The organism is Betaproteobacteria bacterium (assembly GCA_016194905.1).
Classification (GTDB): domain Bacteria; phylum Pseudomonadota; class Gammaproteobacteria; order Burkholderiales; family JACQAP01; genus JACQAP01.
The window spans coordinates 69762-85835 of sequence record JACQAP010000017.1; the positions used below are offsets into that span (position 1 = coordinate 69762).

The 16074-nt window shown below is 63.6% G+C and carries 15 protein-coding genes; 1 reads left to right on the plus strand and 14 read right to left on the minus strand.

The window, feature by feature from the left end; all coding sequences use genetic code 11:
* Nucleotides 1-13: 13 nt before the first annotated feature.
* The 5 genes from HY067_10735 to HY067_10755 form a co-directional block, all read right to left on the minus strand.
* Nucleotides 14-1255: an MFS transporter gene (locus HY067_10735; protein ID MBI3528432.1), complete on the minus strand. Its 1242-nt coding sequence runs from the start codon at nt 1253-1255 to the stop codon at nt 14-16.
* Between the two features lie 2 nt (nt 1256-1257).
* Entirely contained in the window at nt 1258-1767 is a 510-nt protein-coding gene (locus HY067_10740; protein ID MBI3528433.1) for a winged helix-turn-helix transcriptional regulator, read from the minus strand.
* A 141-nt stretch (nt 1768-1908) separates the two neighbouring features.
* On the minus strand, nt 1909-2370 hold the full coding sequence (locus tag HY067_10745; GenBank protein ID MBI3528434.1) for a hypothetical protein: 462 nt from the start codon (nt 2368-2370) through the stop codon (nt 1909-1911).
* A 185-nt stretch (nt 2371-2555) separates the two neighbouring features.
* Nucleotides 2556-2978 carry an acyl-CoA thioesterase gene (locus HY067_10750; GenBank protein ID MBI3528435.1) on the minus strand — a complete coding sequence of 141 codons (423 nt, stop codon included), beginning with the start codon at nt 2976-2978 and terminating at the stop codon, nt 2556-2558.
* Between the two features lie 7 nt (nt 2979-2985).
* Complete coding sequence (locus tag HY067_10755) at nt 2986-4674, minus strand: amidohydrolase family protein (GenBank protein MBI3528436.1); 1689 nt, start codon at nt 4672-4674, stop codon at nt 2986-2988.
* A gap of 180 nt (nt 4675-4854) precedes the next feature.
* On the opposite strand from HY067_10755, the gene HY067_10760 reads away from it, so the two are divergent.
* A complete protein-coding gene (locus tag HY067_10760) occupies nt 4855-5988 on the plus strand; it encodes a YbfB/YjiJ family MFS transporter (protein MBI3528437.1) in 1134 nt (377 codons plus the stop codon).
* A gap of 7 nt (nt 5989-5995) precedes the next feature.
* On the opposite strand, the gene HY067_10765 is transcribed toward HY067_10760, so the two are convergent.
* From HY067_10765 to HY067_10805, 9 genes are read right to left on the minus strand one after another with little or no spacing between them, the layout of a single operon-like run.
* Nucleotides 5996-7186, minus strand: coding sequence for an AGE family epimerase/isomerase (locus tag HY067_10765; protein MBI3528438.1), 1191 nt, complete (start codon nt 7184-7186; stop codon nt 5996-5998).
* An 8-nt stretch (nt 7187-7194) separates the two neighbouring features.
* Nucleotides 7195-8115 carry a carbohydrate kinase gene (locus HY067_10770; GenBank protein MBI3528439.1) on the minus strand — a complete coding sequence of 307 codons (921 nt, stop codon included), beginning with the start codon at nt 8113-8115 and terminating at the stop codon, nt 7195-7197.
* Nucleotides 8112-9281 (minus strand): dihydrodipicolinate synthase family protein, encoded by a 1170-nt coding sequence (locus tag HY067_10775; GenBank protein MBI3528440.1) that lies wholly within the window; start codon nt 9279-9281, stop codon nt 8112-8114. Before HY067_10775 ends, HY067_10770 begins: the two co-directional genes overlap by 4 nt.
* A gap of 9 nt (nt 9282-9290) precedes the next feature.
* Nucleotides 9291-10901 carry a GMC family oxidoreductase N-terminal domain-containing protein gene (locus tag HY067_10780; GenBank protein MBI3528441.1) on the minus strand — a complete coding sequence of 537 codons (1611 nt, stop codon included), beginning with the start codon at nt 10899-10901 and terminating at the stop codon, nt 9291-9293.
* Nucleotides 10902-10923: 22 nt separating this feature from the next.
* Nucleotides 10924-11694, minus strand: coding sequence for a 3-ketoacyl-ACP reductase (locus HY067_10785; protein ID MBI3528442.1), 771 nt, complete (start codon nt 11692-11694; stop codon nt 10924-10926).
* A 1-nt stretch (nt 11695) separates the two neighbouring features.
* On the minus strand, nt 11696-13222 hold the full coding sequence (locus tag HY067_10790; GenBank protein ID MBI3528443.1) for a GMC family oxidoreductase: 1527 nt from the start codon (nt 13220-13222) through the stop codon (nt 11696-11698).
* Nucleotides 13219-14334 carry an ABC transporter ATP-binding protein gene (locus HY067_10795; protein MBI3528444.1) on the minus strand — a complete coding sequence of 372 codons (1116 nt, stop codon included), beginning with the start codon at nt 14332-14334 and terminating at the stop codon, nt 13219-13221. Before HY067_10795 ends, HY067_10790 begins: the two co-directional genes overlap by 4 nt.
* Nucleotides 14335-14338: 4 nt before the next feature.
* Nucleotides 14339-15208: a carbohydrate ABC transporter permease gene (locus tag HY067_10800; GenBank protein MBI3528445.1), complete on the minus strand. Its 870-nt coding sequence runs from the start codon at nt 15206-15208 to the stop codon at nt 14339-14341.
* Nucleotides 15201-16067, minus strand: a complete 867-nt coding sequence (locus HY067_10805) for a sugar ABC transporter permease (protein MBI3528446.1) — start codon at nt 16065-16067, stop codon at nt 15201-15203. The genes HY067_10800 and HY067_10805 overlap by 8 nt, the downstream gene beginning before the upstream one ends.
* Nucleotides 16068-16074: the final 7 nt, after the last annotated feature.

The window sequence follows — 16074 nt, forward strand, 5'->3', positions numbered from 1 at the left end:
CAACCGTGACGGGTCAGGCGGGCTGCAGTTTTGGCGCGATGCGGGCTTCGCGGATCGGAAGATTGCACAATGCCGCGAGCGCCGCGAGCGCCGCGTCGGCATACCACATGATCGTATAGTCGCCGAGATTCGTGATCGCCAGCCCGCCCAGCCAGGCGCCGAGAAAACCGCCGATCTGATGCGACAGCAGGGTCAGGCCGAACAGCGTGCCGATATAACGGCCGCCGAACAATTTGCCGACCACTGCAGCGGTCGGCGGCACCGTCGCCAGCCAGGTCAGGCCCAGGCCCGTGGCGAACAGATAGAAGGTCAGCGCGGTTTTCGGCGCGGCGAGATAGATGAGAATCAGCAGCGCGCGCGATGCGTACATCCAGAACAGGATGTATTTGCTGCGATAAGTCTGCGTGCCCCAGCCGGCAACCAGACTGCCGACGATGTTCGCTAGGCCGATGATCGCCAGCGACCAGCTTGCCACCTGGGCCGGTTGGCCGCACAGCTGCACTTCCCCCGGCAGATGCGTGATCAGGAACGCAATGTGAAATCCACAGGTGAAGAAGCCGGCGTGCAATAACAGATAACTCGAATCCTTGAATGCATTGCGCACTGTCTTGCGTAAACCGTGATCGGGCGCCGAAGCCAGCGTAGCCGACGCCTGTTTGGCGACGGGCTCCGCGTCCGGACGGCGACGCAATACTCTGGTCAGCGGCAGTGCGGCCAGCGTCAGAACCGCCAGCGACCACATGGCGCCCATCCAGCCGAGTCCGCCGATCAGCCGCTGCGTGATCGGCGCGAATACGAATTGTCCGAACGAGCCGCCGGCGTTGATGATGCCCGAGCCGAGTCCGCGTTTTTCCGCCGGCAGGTAGCGCGAGGCGGACCCGATCAGCACCGAGAAGCTGCCCGCACCGGAGCCGGCCGCCATCAGGACGCCCAGCGCAATGATCAACCCCGAAGTCGAAGTCATGAACGGCGTGACGGCATAAGCCGCGGCCAGCAACAACACGCCGCCGGCGAGAACCCGGCCGGCGCCGTAACGGTCGGCAATCGCGCCGGCAATCGGCTGCGTCAGCCCCCAAATAAACTGGCCGATCGCCATGGCCAGGCTGATGGTCGCGATGCCCAGCCCCGTGGTGGTATTCAGCGGCGACAGGAACAATCCCTGCGACTGGCGCGTGCCCATGGTCACCATCAGCAGCAACGCTGCAACGAGCGTAATGGTCCAGTAGGAAACCCGAATCTCGGAGCGGGTGGTCATGATCAGTTGTCCTCCGGCAAAGCGGGTTTGAGGCGCGACAAGGCCTGATCGAGCCGCGCATGGAAGTTGGCGACGAAACCCTGGCCAAGGTGCTGTTCGAGCGCGAGTTGGGCCTGCCGCCAATACTTGCGTGCCGCGTTGCGGGTGCGGGTCCCGCTTGCAGTGCGCACGAACAGGCGCTGCCGCGCATCGGTACCCGACGACTCCGCAACCCAGCCTTGTTCCAGCAACGGTTGCAGGCTGCGGGTCAGCGTCGTGCGATCGATTTCCATGCGGTCGGCCAGCGTGGTCAACGATTGCGGATCCTCGGACAATTGCGCAAGCAGCGAATACTGGGAAAGCTTGAGACCGCTGTCGCGCATGTGGTGCTCATAGAACGCGGTGACGCGCCGCGTAAGGCGACGCAGCCGCGCCCCGGTGCAGACGAGCGGTTGCGGGTTTTCCGCAGCGCTCTCGGCGGCGATTGCGGCGCGCGCAGATTTCGGACGACCGGTTGTGGTGGCGGTGGTCATTTATGAAGAGGTGAAAGAACGTGCATATGCACGTACTTTAGCATAGCTTGAGGAAGCTGGCTGGACGAAAGGGATCCGGTGGCGGACGGGGACGAAAAAAGCCCGGTTTCCCGGGCTTTTTTCGCGCCTGCTGCCCGAAGTTCAGAATTCCTTCGCCGCCTTCGAGAAGGAGTCGCGTAGCGCGTCGTAACTCTTCGCGAAGCCGCCTTTTACCTCATCCCAGGCGTTTGCGGAACCGCGCTTCAGCTCGCCGTAGCTCTGGGACAGATCCTGGCGCTGCTGGCGCAGCGTCTTCATCGTTTCCCGCGCATGCTTGCGCGCCGACGCATTCATCTTGTCCCAGTTCCTGCTCATCTCGCTTTCGAAATGATCGATGTGCGCATCGGCGTCCGCGAGAACGCTTTTCGCGTTCTTCAATGCTTCGTCGCGCTGCTCCGCGGAATAGTTTTTGATCGCATGCGCTGTCTCGTCGATTTTTTGCGAAACGTCCTTGCCGGTGGTCTTGCCGCTCGGACTCTCTGCGGCAAACGACATCGGTGCGCCGGCCAGCAAAAGGGCGAGGAACAGCGTCAGGGCAGTGATCTTCCAGATATCGGTATTCATCGCATTCTCCTCTTGTGAATCACCCCGGCGATGCGCCGACTCGAAGCGTGGGCGTTCGAAAAATAATCGGCTTGGAGCGCAACCGGAATGGCAACGATCCGATGCGTGAATCGTCATACGCGTAAGGCAGGTCGTGAATGGGAAAGTTCCATGTCATAGCCGCGAAGGCGGCGGCCCCCGGGGGGTTAGTTGGCCGCAACCACGTAATCCTGCATGCGAATGCGCAGCGTTTCCGGAATCGGTACGGCCTTCAAGGTCTGCTTGGAGAAAATGCAGATGGTATGGCGGCATTTCAGGCAGGCGCGTCCGTCGATGCTGGCAGTGAAACCGAGTTCGATCGAGCTGTTGCCGAGCCGGAGAATCGACAGCTCGATGACGAGCGTGTCGCCGAAACGCGCCGGGCTGAGGAAGTCGCACTGCGTGCCGACCGTCGGCGTACCGAGCTGCTGCTTCATCAGGAAGTCGGAGAAACGCTCCTGCAGCCCGACGTTGAACCAGTCCTCCATCGCGTCGTGCAGCAGATCGAAGAAGCGCGGAAAGTAAACCTGGCCCGCGGGATCACAATGCGAAAAGCGGATCGGATAATCGACGCGAAAGACTTTGCCCATGGTCCGCTCAGCGCAGCAGTTTGCCGGGCATGGCGCCGGTGTGCCGGTCGTCGCACAGCGTTTCGACGCCGGCAACGAAAGTATGGCGATAACCGTCCGCGCGCTGCATCAGCCGGCGCCCGCCCGCGGGCAGGTCGTAGACGACTTCGTGCTTGCGCATGCCGAGCTTGTCGAAGTCGATGATATTGAGGTCGGCCCGATAACCGGCGGCGAGCACGCCGCGATCCTTCAGTCCGTAGGCCAGGGCGCAATCCCGGGTCTGCTTGCGCACCAGGAATTCGAGCGGCAGTTGCGCGCCGCGCTTGCGATCGCGTGCCCAGTGGGTCAGCAGGAAGGTGGGCGAACTGGCATCGCAGACCGTGCACACGTGGGCGCCGCCGTCGGCGATGCCCATGACGGTTGCTTCATCCTCCAGCATCTCGCGGATGTTGTCGAGGCTGCCTTCGGTGTAGTTCTCGAAGGTTTCGACCAGCAACTGTTTGCCGTCTCGCTCCATCATCGCTTCGAGCGCCAGCGACCACGGGCTCGTGCCCGCGGGCTGCGCCCGCGCTCCGATGCTGATGGAAGGATGCGGTTCGTAGTCGTAAGTGTCGTCGACGACATAAATTCTGTGAAGCGCATCGGCGATGCGCCTTGTGTGCTCGTCTGCCGGCCGTTCCTCGACCAGCCTGCGCCGGAGAGCCGGATCGCGCTGCAATTGCTCGACGCGCTGGGCCGGCGTCAGATGATTCAGTGCCAGCCAGGCGGGGTGCGTGGAAAACGGATGGATGGTGGTTTCCAGGCCCATCATCACGCCGATCGGGCGGCAGCCGACCTGGCCATTCACATCGACGCCGGCTTCTCGGGCGGCGTGTATCTGCGCACGGGTCTCGCGCCACAGGTCGGGTGCATTGTTCACCTGCAGCAGCAGCACGGACAGCAGCCGGCCGGAAATCTCCGCCGCTGCGCGCAATATTTCGAATTCGCCCGGACCGAAATCGGAGTTGACTTCGATCACACCGCGGCCGGCGCGTTTCATTGCCGCCGCAAGGCCGAAGAGTTCGGGTTCCCGCGCCGACAGGCTCGGCGTCAGGCGTCCGTCGCGGGCGCGATGCTTGATGGTGCGCGAGGTGGTAAAGCCGAGCGCACCGGCGCGCAACGCCTGCTCGAGCAGTTCCCCCATCTCTGCGATTTCTTCGTCTTTCGGTTGGGCGGCATGATCGGTACCGCGATCACCCATGACGTAGAACCGCAGCGCCGCATGCGGCACCTGTGCACCGACGTCGATCACCTTCGGCGCCGCTTCGAGTGCATCGAGGTAGTCGGGAAAGGATTCCCAGTCGAACTTCACGCCTTCGGCCAGTACGGTGCCGGGGATGTCCTCGACGCCTTCCATCAGGTTGATGAGATAGGGCGCGGCGCCTTTGCGCACCGGCGCGAAGCCGACGCCGCAGTTGCCGAACACGACTGTGGTCACGCCATGCCAGGACGAGGGCGTCAGATAGGGGTCCCAGGTGGCCTGGCCATCGTAATGCGTGTGGATGTCGACGAAGCCGGGCGTAATCAGCAATCCCCTGGCATCGATTTCGCGGCGTCCGTGGCCGATGTCTCCGCCGACCGCAATGATGAATTCGCCGTCGACCGCGACGTCGGCTGTGCGGCGTCCCGAGCCGGTGCCATCGACGAGCGTGCCGCCGCGAATCACGAGATCATGCATGATGCTCCCCCGGTTTTCTTGTTTTGGAACGACGCATCAGCCGCCGTGCCGGTTCGCTCTTATAGTCCAAGGTTCGCGACTGCGCAACCCGGAATTTTTTTGAGCGATGAAAATCTTATTGAAACGTGAGAACAGCGGGCCGCGTTACTATGCGCGCTTGGTCGTTTTCCCGAATCCGAAATGAATCGACTCTCCGCAGTGCGTCTCGCGTTTTCCGGCATGCTGGCGCTGGCCATCGCCATCGGTGTGGGCCGCTTTGCGTTCACGCCGATTCTGCCGATGATGCAGAAGGACCATGGCCTGACGCTACGCATCGCCGGCTTGCTGGCGTCGACGAACTATGTCGGCTATTTCATCGGCGCGCTATCGGCGATCTGGATCCGGGCGGCGACGGTCACTGTGGTGCGCTTCTCAGTGGTGACGGTGGCCTTGCTGACGGGCGCCATGGGCCTGACTCATCATCCGTTCGCTTGGCTGCTGTTGCGCGGGCTCGCGGGCCTGGTGAGCGCGTGGATCCTGGTATTTGCGTCTGCCTACATCCTGGAGCAGCTTGCGACACTGGGTAGAAGACGGTTGGGCGGCGTGGTGTTCGGCGGCGTCGGGTTCGGCACCGCGCTGACCGGCGCATCCTGTCTGTTGTTCCTGAATCTGTCGTGGTCGGCCGACCAGGCCTGGATCGCCGTCGGCGTCATCGCGCTGGCGCTTGCGTTCTCGTGTTGGCCCGGTTATCGCGAGGCAACGCAAACGCGGGCCGCGACGAAGGCCGACGCTTCGCCGCTGCGACTGCGCACGCACATGCTCGTGGTCGTCTGCTACGGAATCTTCGGCTTCGGTTACATCATTCCCGGCACCTTCCTGCCGGCCATGGCGAAACAGAGTATTCCCGACCCGGCGGTTTTCGGTTGGGCCTGGCCGATTTTCGGGAGTGCCGCGCTCATCTCCACGCTGATGGCGGGCTGGTTGTCGGCGCACCTGCCGAATCGACTCATCTGGGCGTCGTCGCATGTAGTCATGGCGATCGGTGTTGCGATGCCCGTCCTGCTGCCGGGGATGGCGGGCATCGTGATCTCGGCGTGCTGCGTGGGCGGCACCTTCATGGTCGCGACGATGACCGGTATGCAGGAGGCGCGCGTGCTTGCGCCGGATCACGCCTCGCACCTGATGGCGGCGATGACGGCCGCTTTCGGCATGGGGCAGATATTCGGCCCGCTGTTGGTGAGCCTGATGGGCGATCTGCAAAATGGAATGAACGCGCTGTTGCTCGGGGCTTCCGCCTTGTTGCTGGGTAGTGCAGTCGCGCTGTTTCGTCGCTGAACCGCGATCAGGTCCCGATCGCGTTGAGCACTTCGTAGCACGCGCCCATCGTGTGGTAGTCGGTTTTTCCCGCTGGGGATTTTTCGTCGCTGTATTTCCGGTTGTCACGCGTGAGAATACGGTACCACGCGCCGTGCTCGTGATCGACGAAGTGTCTCCAACTGTAGTCCCAGAATCGGCCGTACCACTGCCAGTATTTTTCGTCGCCAGTGCGCTTTGCCAGCAGCGCCGCCGCCGCGAGCGATTCGGCCTGCACCCAGAAATATTTGTCGCCGTCGCAGATGCTGCCGTCCGGCGCAAAACCATAGACGATGCCACCGTGGTTGTGGTCCCATGCGTGTTTCATTGCGGCGTCGAACAGCTCGGCCGCGCGCGGCGCCAGCCACTCCGGGCCGGTCAACCGATCTGCGTGGCGCTCCAGTATCAGCAGCAGCTTGGCCCATTCGGCAAGATGCCCGGGCTGATAACCCCACGGACGAAAAATATTGGTCTTGTCGTCCTTGTTGTAATTCCAGTCCACCGACCAGTCGGCGTGGTAGTGCTCCCAGATGAGTCCGTTTGCCAGCGCCGCTTGTCTCACCGTAATGTTTCGCGCCAGTTTTGCCGCGCGATCGAGATAGCGCGTCTGTCCGGTGGCTTCGAACGCCGCCAGCATCGCTTCGCAGGCGTGCATGTTGGCGTTCTGCCCGCGATAGGAGGAGACCGCCGACCAGTCCGCGGCGGCTTCGTCCGCGTACAGGCCGGAAGCCGGCGACCAGAATTTTCTCTCCATCAGGTCGAACGTCTCGCCGATCCACGCGCGCGCGGGTTCGACGCCGGCCATCGATGCGTGCGCATATGCCAGCAGGACAAATGCGAGACCGTAGCAATGATTGGTCGCGTCGGCGACACGCTCGCCGTCGAGCAGCCAGGCGTATCCGCCGGTCGACGCATTGCGATGCCGTTCACGCAGGTAAGCCGTGCCATGCTCCACGGCGCGCAGGTACGCCGCATCACCGAACCGGCGATACGCCATCGCATAGTTGAAAACGAAACGCGTGCTGCTGACCAGGTGACGGGTATGCGAGTCGTAGACGCTGCCGTCGTCCCGAAAAAAATGAAAGAACCCGCCGTGCGGATCGATCGCACGCGGATGGTAGAAAGCCATCGTGTGGCGGACATGATCGAGCAGGAAGCGCGGGTCGCGGAAGTCGGGCATGTTCTTCGTCAGTTCATTTTCGCGAGAACTTTTTCGACTGCGGCGAGCGCGGGTGGCGTAGCGCCGGATTGCAGACAGGCGGCTGTGCCGGCGGCCACCGCGCGGCGCAAATGCGCCGGCCAGCCGGCATCCGGTCGATGCATCAGGCTATAGAGCAAGCCGCCGATGCTGGCGTCGCCCGCGCCGACCGAATCGACGATTTCAACGGGCGGACAGTCCTGGTGAAAACGCCGTCCGTCCGCATGCAGTTCCGCGCCTTCGGCGCCGCGCGTAAGCATAACGACCGCCCGTGGATTGAGTGCCTGGAGCTGCGCCAATGCGCCATCCATATCCCGGGTGCGGAACAGGCCACCCAAATCCTCATCGGAAACCTTGATCACATCCGCCAGGCGCGCCACGCGGGCAAGAGTCGCGTCGTAAGCGGGTGTCATCAAGTTGCGGAAATTCGGATCGAAGCTCACCCGCGCGCCCGCCGCCTTCGCGCCTTCCAGCAAGCCGATCAGCCGGCTGCACAGCGGTTCGCGCGCGAGGCTGATGCCGCCGCAGTGCACCCATTCGACCGAACGGATCCAATCCCGGGGAAGCACACGCGGATCGAAGGCGAGGTCAGCGCTGTCCGCGCCGATGAAGTAATACCGCGGCGGGGATGTTTCATGAACGATCGCCAGCAGCGAGGGTTTGTCGTGCTGTTGCAGGAAGCGCATGTCCAGTCCGGCCTCGCGGCTCAGCGCGGCAATCTCGTCGCCGAAGTTGTCGCGGCTGACGCTGCCGGCAAACGCACTCGAAATGCCGAAGCCCGCCATGACACGCGCCACATTCCATGGCGCGCCGCCGGCGCGCGCCAGCCAGTAGCCGTCTTCCTGGCGGATCAAATCGGTGAGTGCTTCGCCAGCACTGACGAAACGCGGTCCGGGCTGCGCTGTCGTCATGAGATGCCGGCGTGTACCCGCAGGAAGCTGCGCATGCGCGAAACCGCGAGTTCGGGATCGATGAGTGCGCCACAGCGGTCTGCGAGTTCGAATACTTTCGCGTAGTGCCGCACGGAGCGTGCCGATTGCAGCCCCCCGGCGGCGACGAAATGCGACTGGTGGCCGTTCAGCCAGGCGATGAAGATCACTCCGGCCTTGTAGTGCCGGGTGGGCGCGCGAAAGATTTCGCGCGACAGCGGAATCGTCGGTGCGATGATGCTCTTGTAGCCTTCGGCATCGCGGCTGGCGAGCCTCGCCAGCGCCGCCGCGGCCACCTGTGCAATCGGATCGAAGATGCCGAGCAGCGCGTGAGAATGATGGCTGCCGTCGCCGGCGATCAGCGTGTCGTAGTTGAAATCGTCGCCGGTGAACATGATGACGCCGTCTGGCAGCCTGGGGCGCATCGCGACCTCCCACTGCGCGTCGAGCAGCGAAATCTTGATGCCTTCTATTTTCTGCGCATTCGCCCGCACGATGTCGAGTACCGTGTCCATTGCCGCCGCAATGTCGTTGGTGCCCCAGTAGCCTTTCAGCGCCGGGTCGAACATCTCGCCCAGCCAGTGCAGTACGACTTTGTCCTTGCATTGACGCAGCAGTTCGCCGTAAACGCGCTTGTAGTCGTCGGCGCTTTTTGCCACGGCAGCCAGCGCGCGGCTCGCCATGAGAATGATGCGTCCACCGGCCGCTTCCACCGCTTCGATCTGCTCTTGGTAGGCGTGCATTACATCGGCGATCGTGGTGCGTTCGTTCGCGACCAGCTGGTCGGTGCCGACGCCGCAGGCGAGATCGGCGCCGGGAATGGTCCTGGCATGGGCGACGCTGCGGCGGATCAGCTCGCGCGCGCCCGGCCAGTCCAGACCCATGCCGCGCTGTGCCGTGTCCATCGCCTCGGCGACCTTGAAGCCCAGCCGCCACAGATGCTCGCGGAAACGCAGCGTCGCCTGCCAATCGATCACCGGCGGCCCGTCCCACGGATCGCAGGGCTGAAGCGGATCGACTACCACATGCGCCGCCGCGTAAGCGCTGCGGTTCCATTGCGCCTGCGCCACCCGGGCGAACGGCGAGGACGCTTGGGTGAGCTTGTACGGTTGCAATGCGCCGTTTTCATCGGGCAGGATCAGTTGCATGGCGGTTCCTCAAGCAAGGCGGCCGAGAATATGGTCCGCAGCTTTTTCCGCGACCATGATGGTGGGCGCGTTGGTATTGCAGGACGGGATGAGGGGCATCACCGACGCGTCGGCCACGCGCAGGCCTTCGAGGCCGATGACGCGCAAATCCGGTGTCACCACGCTTGCCCTGTCGCTCGCCGGTCCGATGCGGCAGGTGCCCACGGGATGGTGGTCCGTCTTGGCATGCGCGCAAGCGAATTCGAAAAGGTCGGCGTCGGTCTGCAATGCATCGCCGGGCAGTCGCTCGGCCAGGACGAAGCGTTTCAGCGCGGGTTGGCGCATGATCTCACGCGCCAGGCGCAGACCCTCGATGGCGAGTTCACGATCACGCGGCTCGGCCCAGTAGTCGGGATCGATCAGCGGTGCCGCGGTCGGATCGGCGCTGGTCAGCCGTACGGTGCCGCGCGAGCGCGGGCGCAGGTAGGCGCTGTTCAGCGTAACGCCGGGGTTGCGCATCTTCGCCACCCCGGCTTCGATGCCGGAACCCAGGCCCAAGTGAAACTGGATATCGGGCGAGCGCGCGCTTTTCTCGGCGTACCAGAAACCGCCGGTTTCGAACAGGCTGGAGGCCACCGGCCCCTTCTTCCACAGTAGATATTGAAGCCCGGCCCACGCCGCGTGGTGCGGCTGGTTGTACTTGTCGTAGGTATGGTCCCCGGTGCATTCGGCGATGACGAACAGGTCGAGATGGTCCTGCAGATTGCCGCCGACGCCCGGCAGATCGTGCACTACATTCACGCCGACCGAACGCAGATGGGCGGCCGGCCCGATGCCCGACTGCATCAGGAGTTTGGGTGAGCCCATCGCGCCCGACGTCACGATTACTTCGCGCCCGGCACGCACGAGTTGCGGCGAGGCGGAGCCTGCGGCGGCGACCTCGACACCGGTCGCGCGTCCGTTTTCCACCACCACGCGCAAGGCCTGAGTCCCCAGCCGCACGGTCAGGTTGCGCCGATCGCGGATTGGATTCAGGTAAGCCACCGAGGTGGAGGAGCGGCGTGCGTTGAACTGTGTGAGCTGGTAGTAGCCAAGTCCGTCCTGATGCGCGCCGTTGAAGTCCGGATTGAAGGGGATGCCCAGTTCCTGCCCGGCCTGGAAGAAGGCCTCGCAAATCGGCAGCGGGCTGATCGGATTCGATACGCCCAGCGGCCCGCCGTAACCGTGATACTCGTTGGCGTAGCGCTGGTTGTTCTCGGCCCGCTTGAAGTAAGGCAGCACGTCGCGGTACGACCAGCCGTCCGCGCCGGCGTCGCGAACCCACGCGTCGTAGTCGACCGGCACACCGCGGGTATAAATCTGCGCGTTGATCGACGAGCCGCCGCCGATGACCTTGGCCTGCGTGTAACGCAGGACGCGGTTCTTCAGATGCTTCTGCGCAACCGTGGACCAGCCCCAGGAGGCGATGCCCTTGGTCATCTTCGCGAAGCCCGCCGGCAGGTGAAAGAACGGATGGCGGTCGGAACCGCCGGCTTCTAGCAGCAACACTTTTACCTGCGGATCGGCGCTCAGACGATGCGCCAGCACGCACCCGGCTGTGCCGCCGCCGGTGATGATGTAGTCGTAGGTAGTGTCAGTCATGTGCCTTTGCGTCAAACATTTTTTAAAGGCGGGGAATGGCCAGGCCGCCATCCAGGTTGATGACCGAGCCGGTGGCAAACTGGAAATGGCCGCTTGCCAGCGCTGCCACGGCGGCGCCGATGTCTTCGGGTTCACCCCAGCGGCTCATGGGGACCAGGCCGTCGGCGATGCGCCGGTCGTACTTGTCGGCGACCCCGGCCGTCATCGGCGTGCGGATCACGCCGGGACGCACTTCGAACACCGGGATGCCGTCCCGGGCAAGCCGCAGCGCGAACAGTTTCGTCAGCATCGCCAGGCCCGCCTTCGACATGCAGTACTCGCCGCGTTCAGGCGAGGCGAGTGCCGCGCTCGCCGAGGAGACGGTGATGATCGAGCGCGCATTCCGAGAAGCGGTTGCGGTCATGTGCCTTGCGACAGCCTGGGTAAAAAAGAAAGTGCCGCGCAGGTTCACGTCCAGCACTTGGTCGAACGCTTCCGGCCTGACATCGAGCAGATCGCCGCGCGCAGGGGAGGGCACGCCGGCATTGTTGACCAGGCAGTCGATCGCGCCGCATTGCGCGACCGCTTCTGTCACCACGCGCGCATGATCGGCCGTGTCCGCCAGATCGCTGCGCAGGAAGTGCGCTTTCGCGCCGGCCGCTTGCAAGGCGGCGAGCGTGGCACGCGCGTCGTCGTCTTCCGCAATGTCAGTGACTGCGATATCGAAGCCCGCGCGTGCCAGCGCGAGCGCGATGGCGGCGCCGATGCCGCGACGTGCGCCAGTGACGAGGGCAACGGGACGGGACTGAGCCATGTCAGAATTCGTGCAGGCGTGCCTTCAGGTGGCTGCCGACGCGCAGTGCCTGGGCTGCAATCGTCAGCGCCGGGTTGAGCGCGGCGGAGGAAGGAAAGAAGCTCGCGTCCACCACGTACAGGTTGTCGTGATCCAACGCGCGGCAATACGGATCCAGCGCGGAAGCCGCCGGGTCGGTGCCGAAGCGCGCGGTGCCGCACTGGTGCGAGGGCGTGTCGGTGCCGAATGGTTTCGACAGCACGATCGGGAAGCCGATGTCCTTCAGCAGCTTCTTCGCCACTTCGACGAAGCGGCGGTGCGCGCGCAGGTTGCTGCGCTTCCAGCGCAGCTCGATCGCGCCGTCGTTGCGTACCCTGACTTCGCTGTCGCGCTGCGCCAGGTCTTCGGACATCACGTACCAATCCACGCTGTGGCGTGCGAGCCAGGTGCGCAGCCATTTCGGTGTGCGCGGCAAGGCGTTGCGCAGCATCGGCTCCTGGATCTTGCCCAGCAACTGCAAGTTACCGAGCGGTTTCTCGCTCGCACCGCTGGCGAAGTAGAAATCGTTCAGCGAAAGCGTCTTGGGAAAACGCGTTCCGTTCACATGCAACGGTGTCAACGCCATGATCCCGGTGCAGTTGTGATTCATGTAGTAGCGGCCGACCACACCCGAGGAGTTGGCCAGGCCTTGCGGGTTACGCGCATCGGCAGAACGCAGCAGCAACGCGGCGCTGTTGATGGCGCCGGCCGACAGCACGAACAGCCGTGCGCTGACGGTCAGTGTGTTGCCGTCGCGCCGGTACTCCGCTGCAGCGATGTGCTTACCCCCTTCTTCGGCGATGAGTCGGGTGACTTCGCTGCCGGTCTGCAACGTAACGTTCGAATGCTTCAATGCCGGATTGATCAGCCTGGTCTCGGCGTCGCCCTTGGCGCCGACACGGCACGGGAAAGCATCGCAGGTGCCGCAGCGAAGGCAGGTGCCGCCGGGATGGAGGTCGACCGCCGCGGGCATGTGAAAGGGGTGCAGGCCGAGTGCGCGCATGCGTTCGAATGCTTTGCCGATGATCGGCTCGTGCGGAATCGGCGCATGCGGGTAGGGCGTCGAGCGTGGCGGTTCGGTCGGATCGTCGCCTGCCTTGCCGTGCACGCCGAACAGTCTTTCAGCCTCGCCGTACCAGGGCTCGAGATCGGCGTAGCGGATGGGCCACGGCATGGTCTTGCCGTCGGCGTGCTCGATCCCTCCGAAATCGCGTTCGCGGAAGCGGAACATGGCCGTGCCGTACACCTTGGTATGGCCGCCGACGAAGTAGAACTGTCCCGGGCGGAATGGTTTGCCGTTGCCGTCGTACCAGGTCTCGCGCGTGCGGTAGCGCTGTTCGACGAACACCGCCTCCGGACTCCAGTTCTCGGCTTCCCTGGGCAGGCGTTCTCCGCGCTCGAGGATCAGGATGCGGGCGCCGGTGGCGGCAAGCGTAAGCGCGACCGCCCCGCCGCCGACGCCGGAACCGATGATGACCACGTCGTAGGAAGCATTTTCCCCAACGCTCACGCGATCAGTCTCTCGGTCTTGGCGTCGAAGCACACCAGCTTGGCGAGGTCGACGAAGAAGCGCGCATCCTGTCCCGGCTTCAGCGAGACATCGGGTTCCAGCCGCACCGTGAATTCGTTGCCGCCGAGATCGAGCACCACCAGCGTGTCGGCCCCGGTGGGTTCGATCACTTCGACGCGGGCATCGAAGACACGCTCTGTCTGGCCTGCAACCATGCCTGCGCGCGCCAGGTTTACAGCCTCGGCGCGGATGCCTGCGATCACTTCGCTGCCGATGTGGGCGCTCATCGCGGACGGCATGTCGGGCAGATCGATGCGCACAGGCGGGCGCGTCCCGGTCTGGATGTCCAGCGCCAGGCCACTGCTGTTCTGCGCCAGTCGCGCCTTGATCAAATTCATGCGCGGCGAGCCCATGAAACCCGCGACGAAGGTGTTGGCGGGGCGGTTGTAGACCTCGTAAGGGGTGCCCAGTTGCTGCAGCACGCCGCCTTTCATGACGGCAATGCGCGTAGCGAGCGTCATGGCTTCTATCTGGTCGTGTGTGACGTAGACGATGGTCGCGCCCAGGCGCTGGTGCAGCTTCTTGATTTCGGTACGCATGTCCAGCCGCAACTGGGCGTCGAGGTTGGACAAGGGCTCGTCGAACAGATAGAGCCGTGGCTCGCGCGCCAGGGCCCGTCCGATGGCGACGCGCTGGCGCTGGCCGCCCGATAGCTGGCGCGGCTTGCGTTCGAGCAGGTGCTCGATCTGCAGCAGCTTGGCGACGCTCTTGACACGCTCCGCGCGCTTGCTTTTTTCGACCTTGCGCATCGCCAGCGGGAATTCGATGTTCTTGGCCACCGTCATATTCGGGTAAAGCGCGTAGGACTGGAACACCATCGAGATGTTGCGATCGGCCGGCGGCAACGGCGTGATGTCGCGACCGTCCAGTTGCAGCTGGCCCGCGGACGGTTCCTCCAGGCCGGCAATGATGTTCATCAGCGTGCTTTTCCCGCAGCCCGACGGGCCGACCAGCACCAGGAATTCGCCGTCGGCGAGGCTGATGGAAATGTCATGGAGGATCTTTATCGGGCCGAAGCTCTTCTGCACATTGATCAGATCCAGCGTAGCCATGAATTCACCCTTTGACGGAACCCGCCATCAAGCCGCGGACGAAGTATTTGCCGGAGACCAGGTAGACGACCAGCGTCGGGATGGCCGCGATGAATGCACCGGCGAAATGGACGTTGTACTCCTTGACCCCGGTGGAACTGTTGACCAGATTGTTCAGCGCCACGGTGATCGGGAACGAACTGTAATCGCTGAATGAAGCGCCGAACAGGAATTCGTTCCAGATGTTGGTGAACTGCCAGATGACCGTGACCACGATGATCGGCCCGCTGCTGGGCAGCAGGATGCGAAACAGCACGCCGAAAAAATCCGCGCCGTCCATTCGCGCCGACCTGATGAGCTCATTTGGGAACGCGGCGTAATAGTTACGGAAGAACAGAGTCGTGAAACCGATCCCGTAGACCACGTTGACGAAAACCAGGCCTTTTACGGTGCCGGCCAGACCAAGTACGCCGAGCGTCTTCGCCATCGGGATGAGCACGATCTGGAATGGAATGAAGACGGAAAACAGCATGGCCGCGAACAGCAGGTTGGCGCCGCGGAATCTGAACTGGGTGAGGATATAGCCGTTGAGTGCGCCGATCAGTGTCGAGATGGCCACTGCCGGCACGACCAGCAGGAACGAGTTGACGAAATAGGGCTTCAGCCCGGTGGGCTGCACGCCGATCTGTGCCGTGCTCCAGGCGGTAAGCCAGGGCTCGATGGTCCAGACAATCGGCAGAGCCATGAGATTGCCGCCGCGGATTTCATCCAGCGGCTTGACTGAATTGCACACCATCACATAGACCGGCAGCAGAAACAGCACCGCCAGGCACAGCAGGACCGCGTAGAGAAAGATGCGATCGGCTCTCAGGCCTGTCGATCGACGGTCAGCCATTTTTCACCTTGCGCATCTCGCTGAAGAGATAGGGCAGGACGACCAACCCGATCGCCGCGAGCATCATGACTGCACTCGCGGCGCCGATCGCCATCTCGTTGCGGGTGAAGCTGTACTGATACATGAAGACGGAGGGCAACCAGGTCGAGCGGCCGGGCCCGCCGTTGGTCAGCGCGATGACCAGGTCATACGACTTGATCGCCATGTGCGCCAGAATCACGAAGGCCGAGACGAATACCGGGCCGAGCTGCGGAATGATGATATGCAGGTAGATCTGCCAGGTGCGCGCGCCATCGACACGCGCCGCACTGATCTGCTCGGCGTCCACTCCCCGCAGCCCGGCGAGGAACAATGCCATCACGAAGCCCGTGGTCTGCCATACCGCGGCGATGATGACGCAGTAGATCGCCATGTCGCTGTCCTTGATCCAGCCGAAGGCGAAGCTTTCCCAGCCAAGGTCGTGCATCGTGTGCTCGAGGCCGACGCCCGGATCGAGCAGCCATTTCCATGCCGTGCCGGTGACGATGAACGAAAGCGCCATCGGGTAGAGGAAGATGGAGCGGAACGCACCCTCGGCGCGGATGTGCTGGTCGATCAGGATAGCGAAGCCGAGCCCGAGCACGACGGCCACGCCGATATACAGACTCGCAAACACCCAGAGATTGCTCAGCGCGACGTGCCAGTTCTCCTGCGCGAAAAGACGCTGGTAGCTGGTCGTGCCCGCCCATTCGTACGACGGCATCAGTGTCGACGACGTGAACGAAAGGTAGATTGTGAACATGATGTAGCCGTAGACGCAGACCAGCACGAGCAGGACGCTGGGGCTGAGCAACAGCTTGGGCAGGGCACCGGCTCGCATGGGCGGA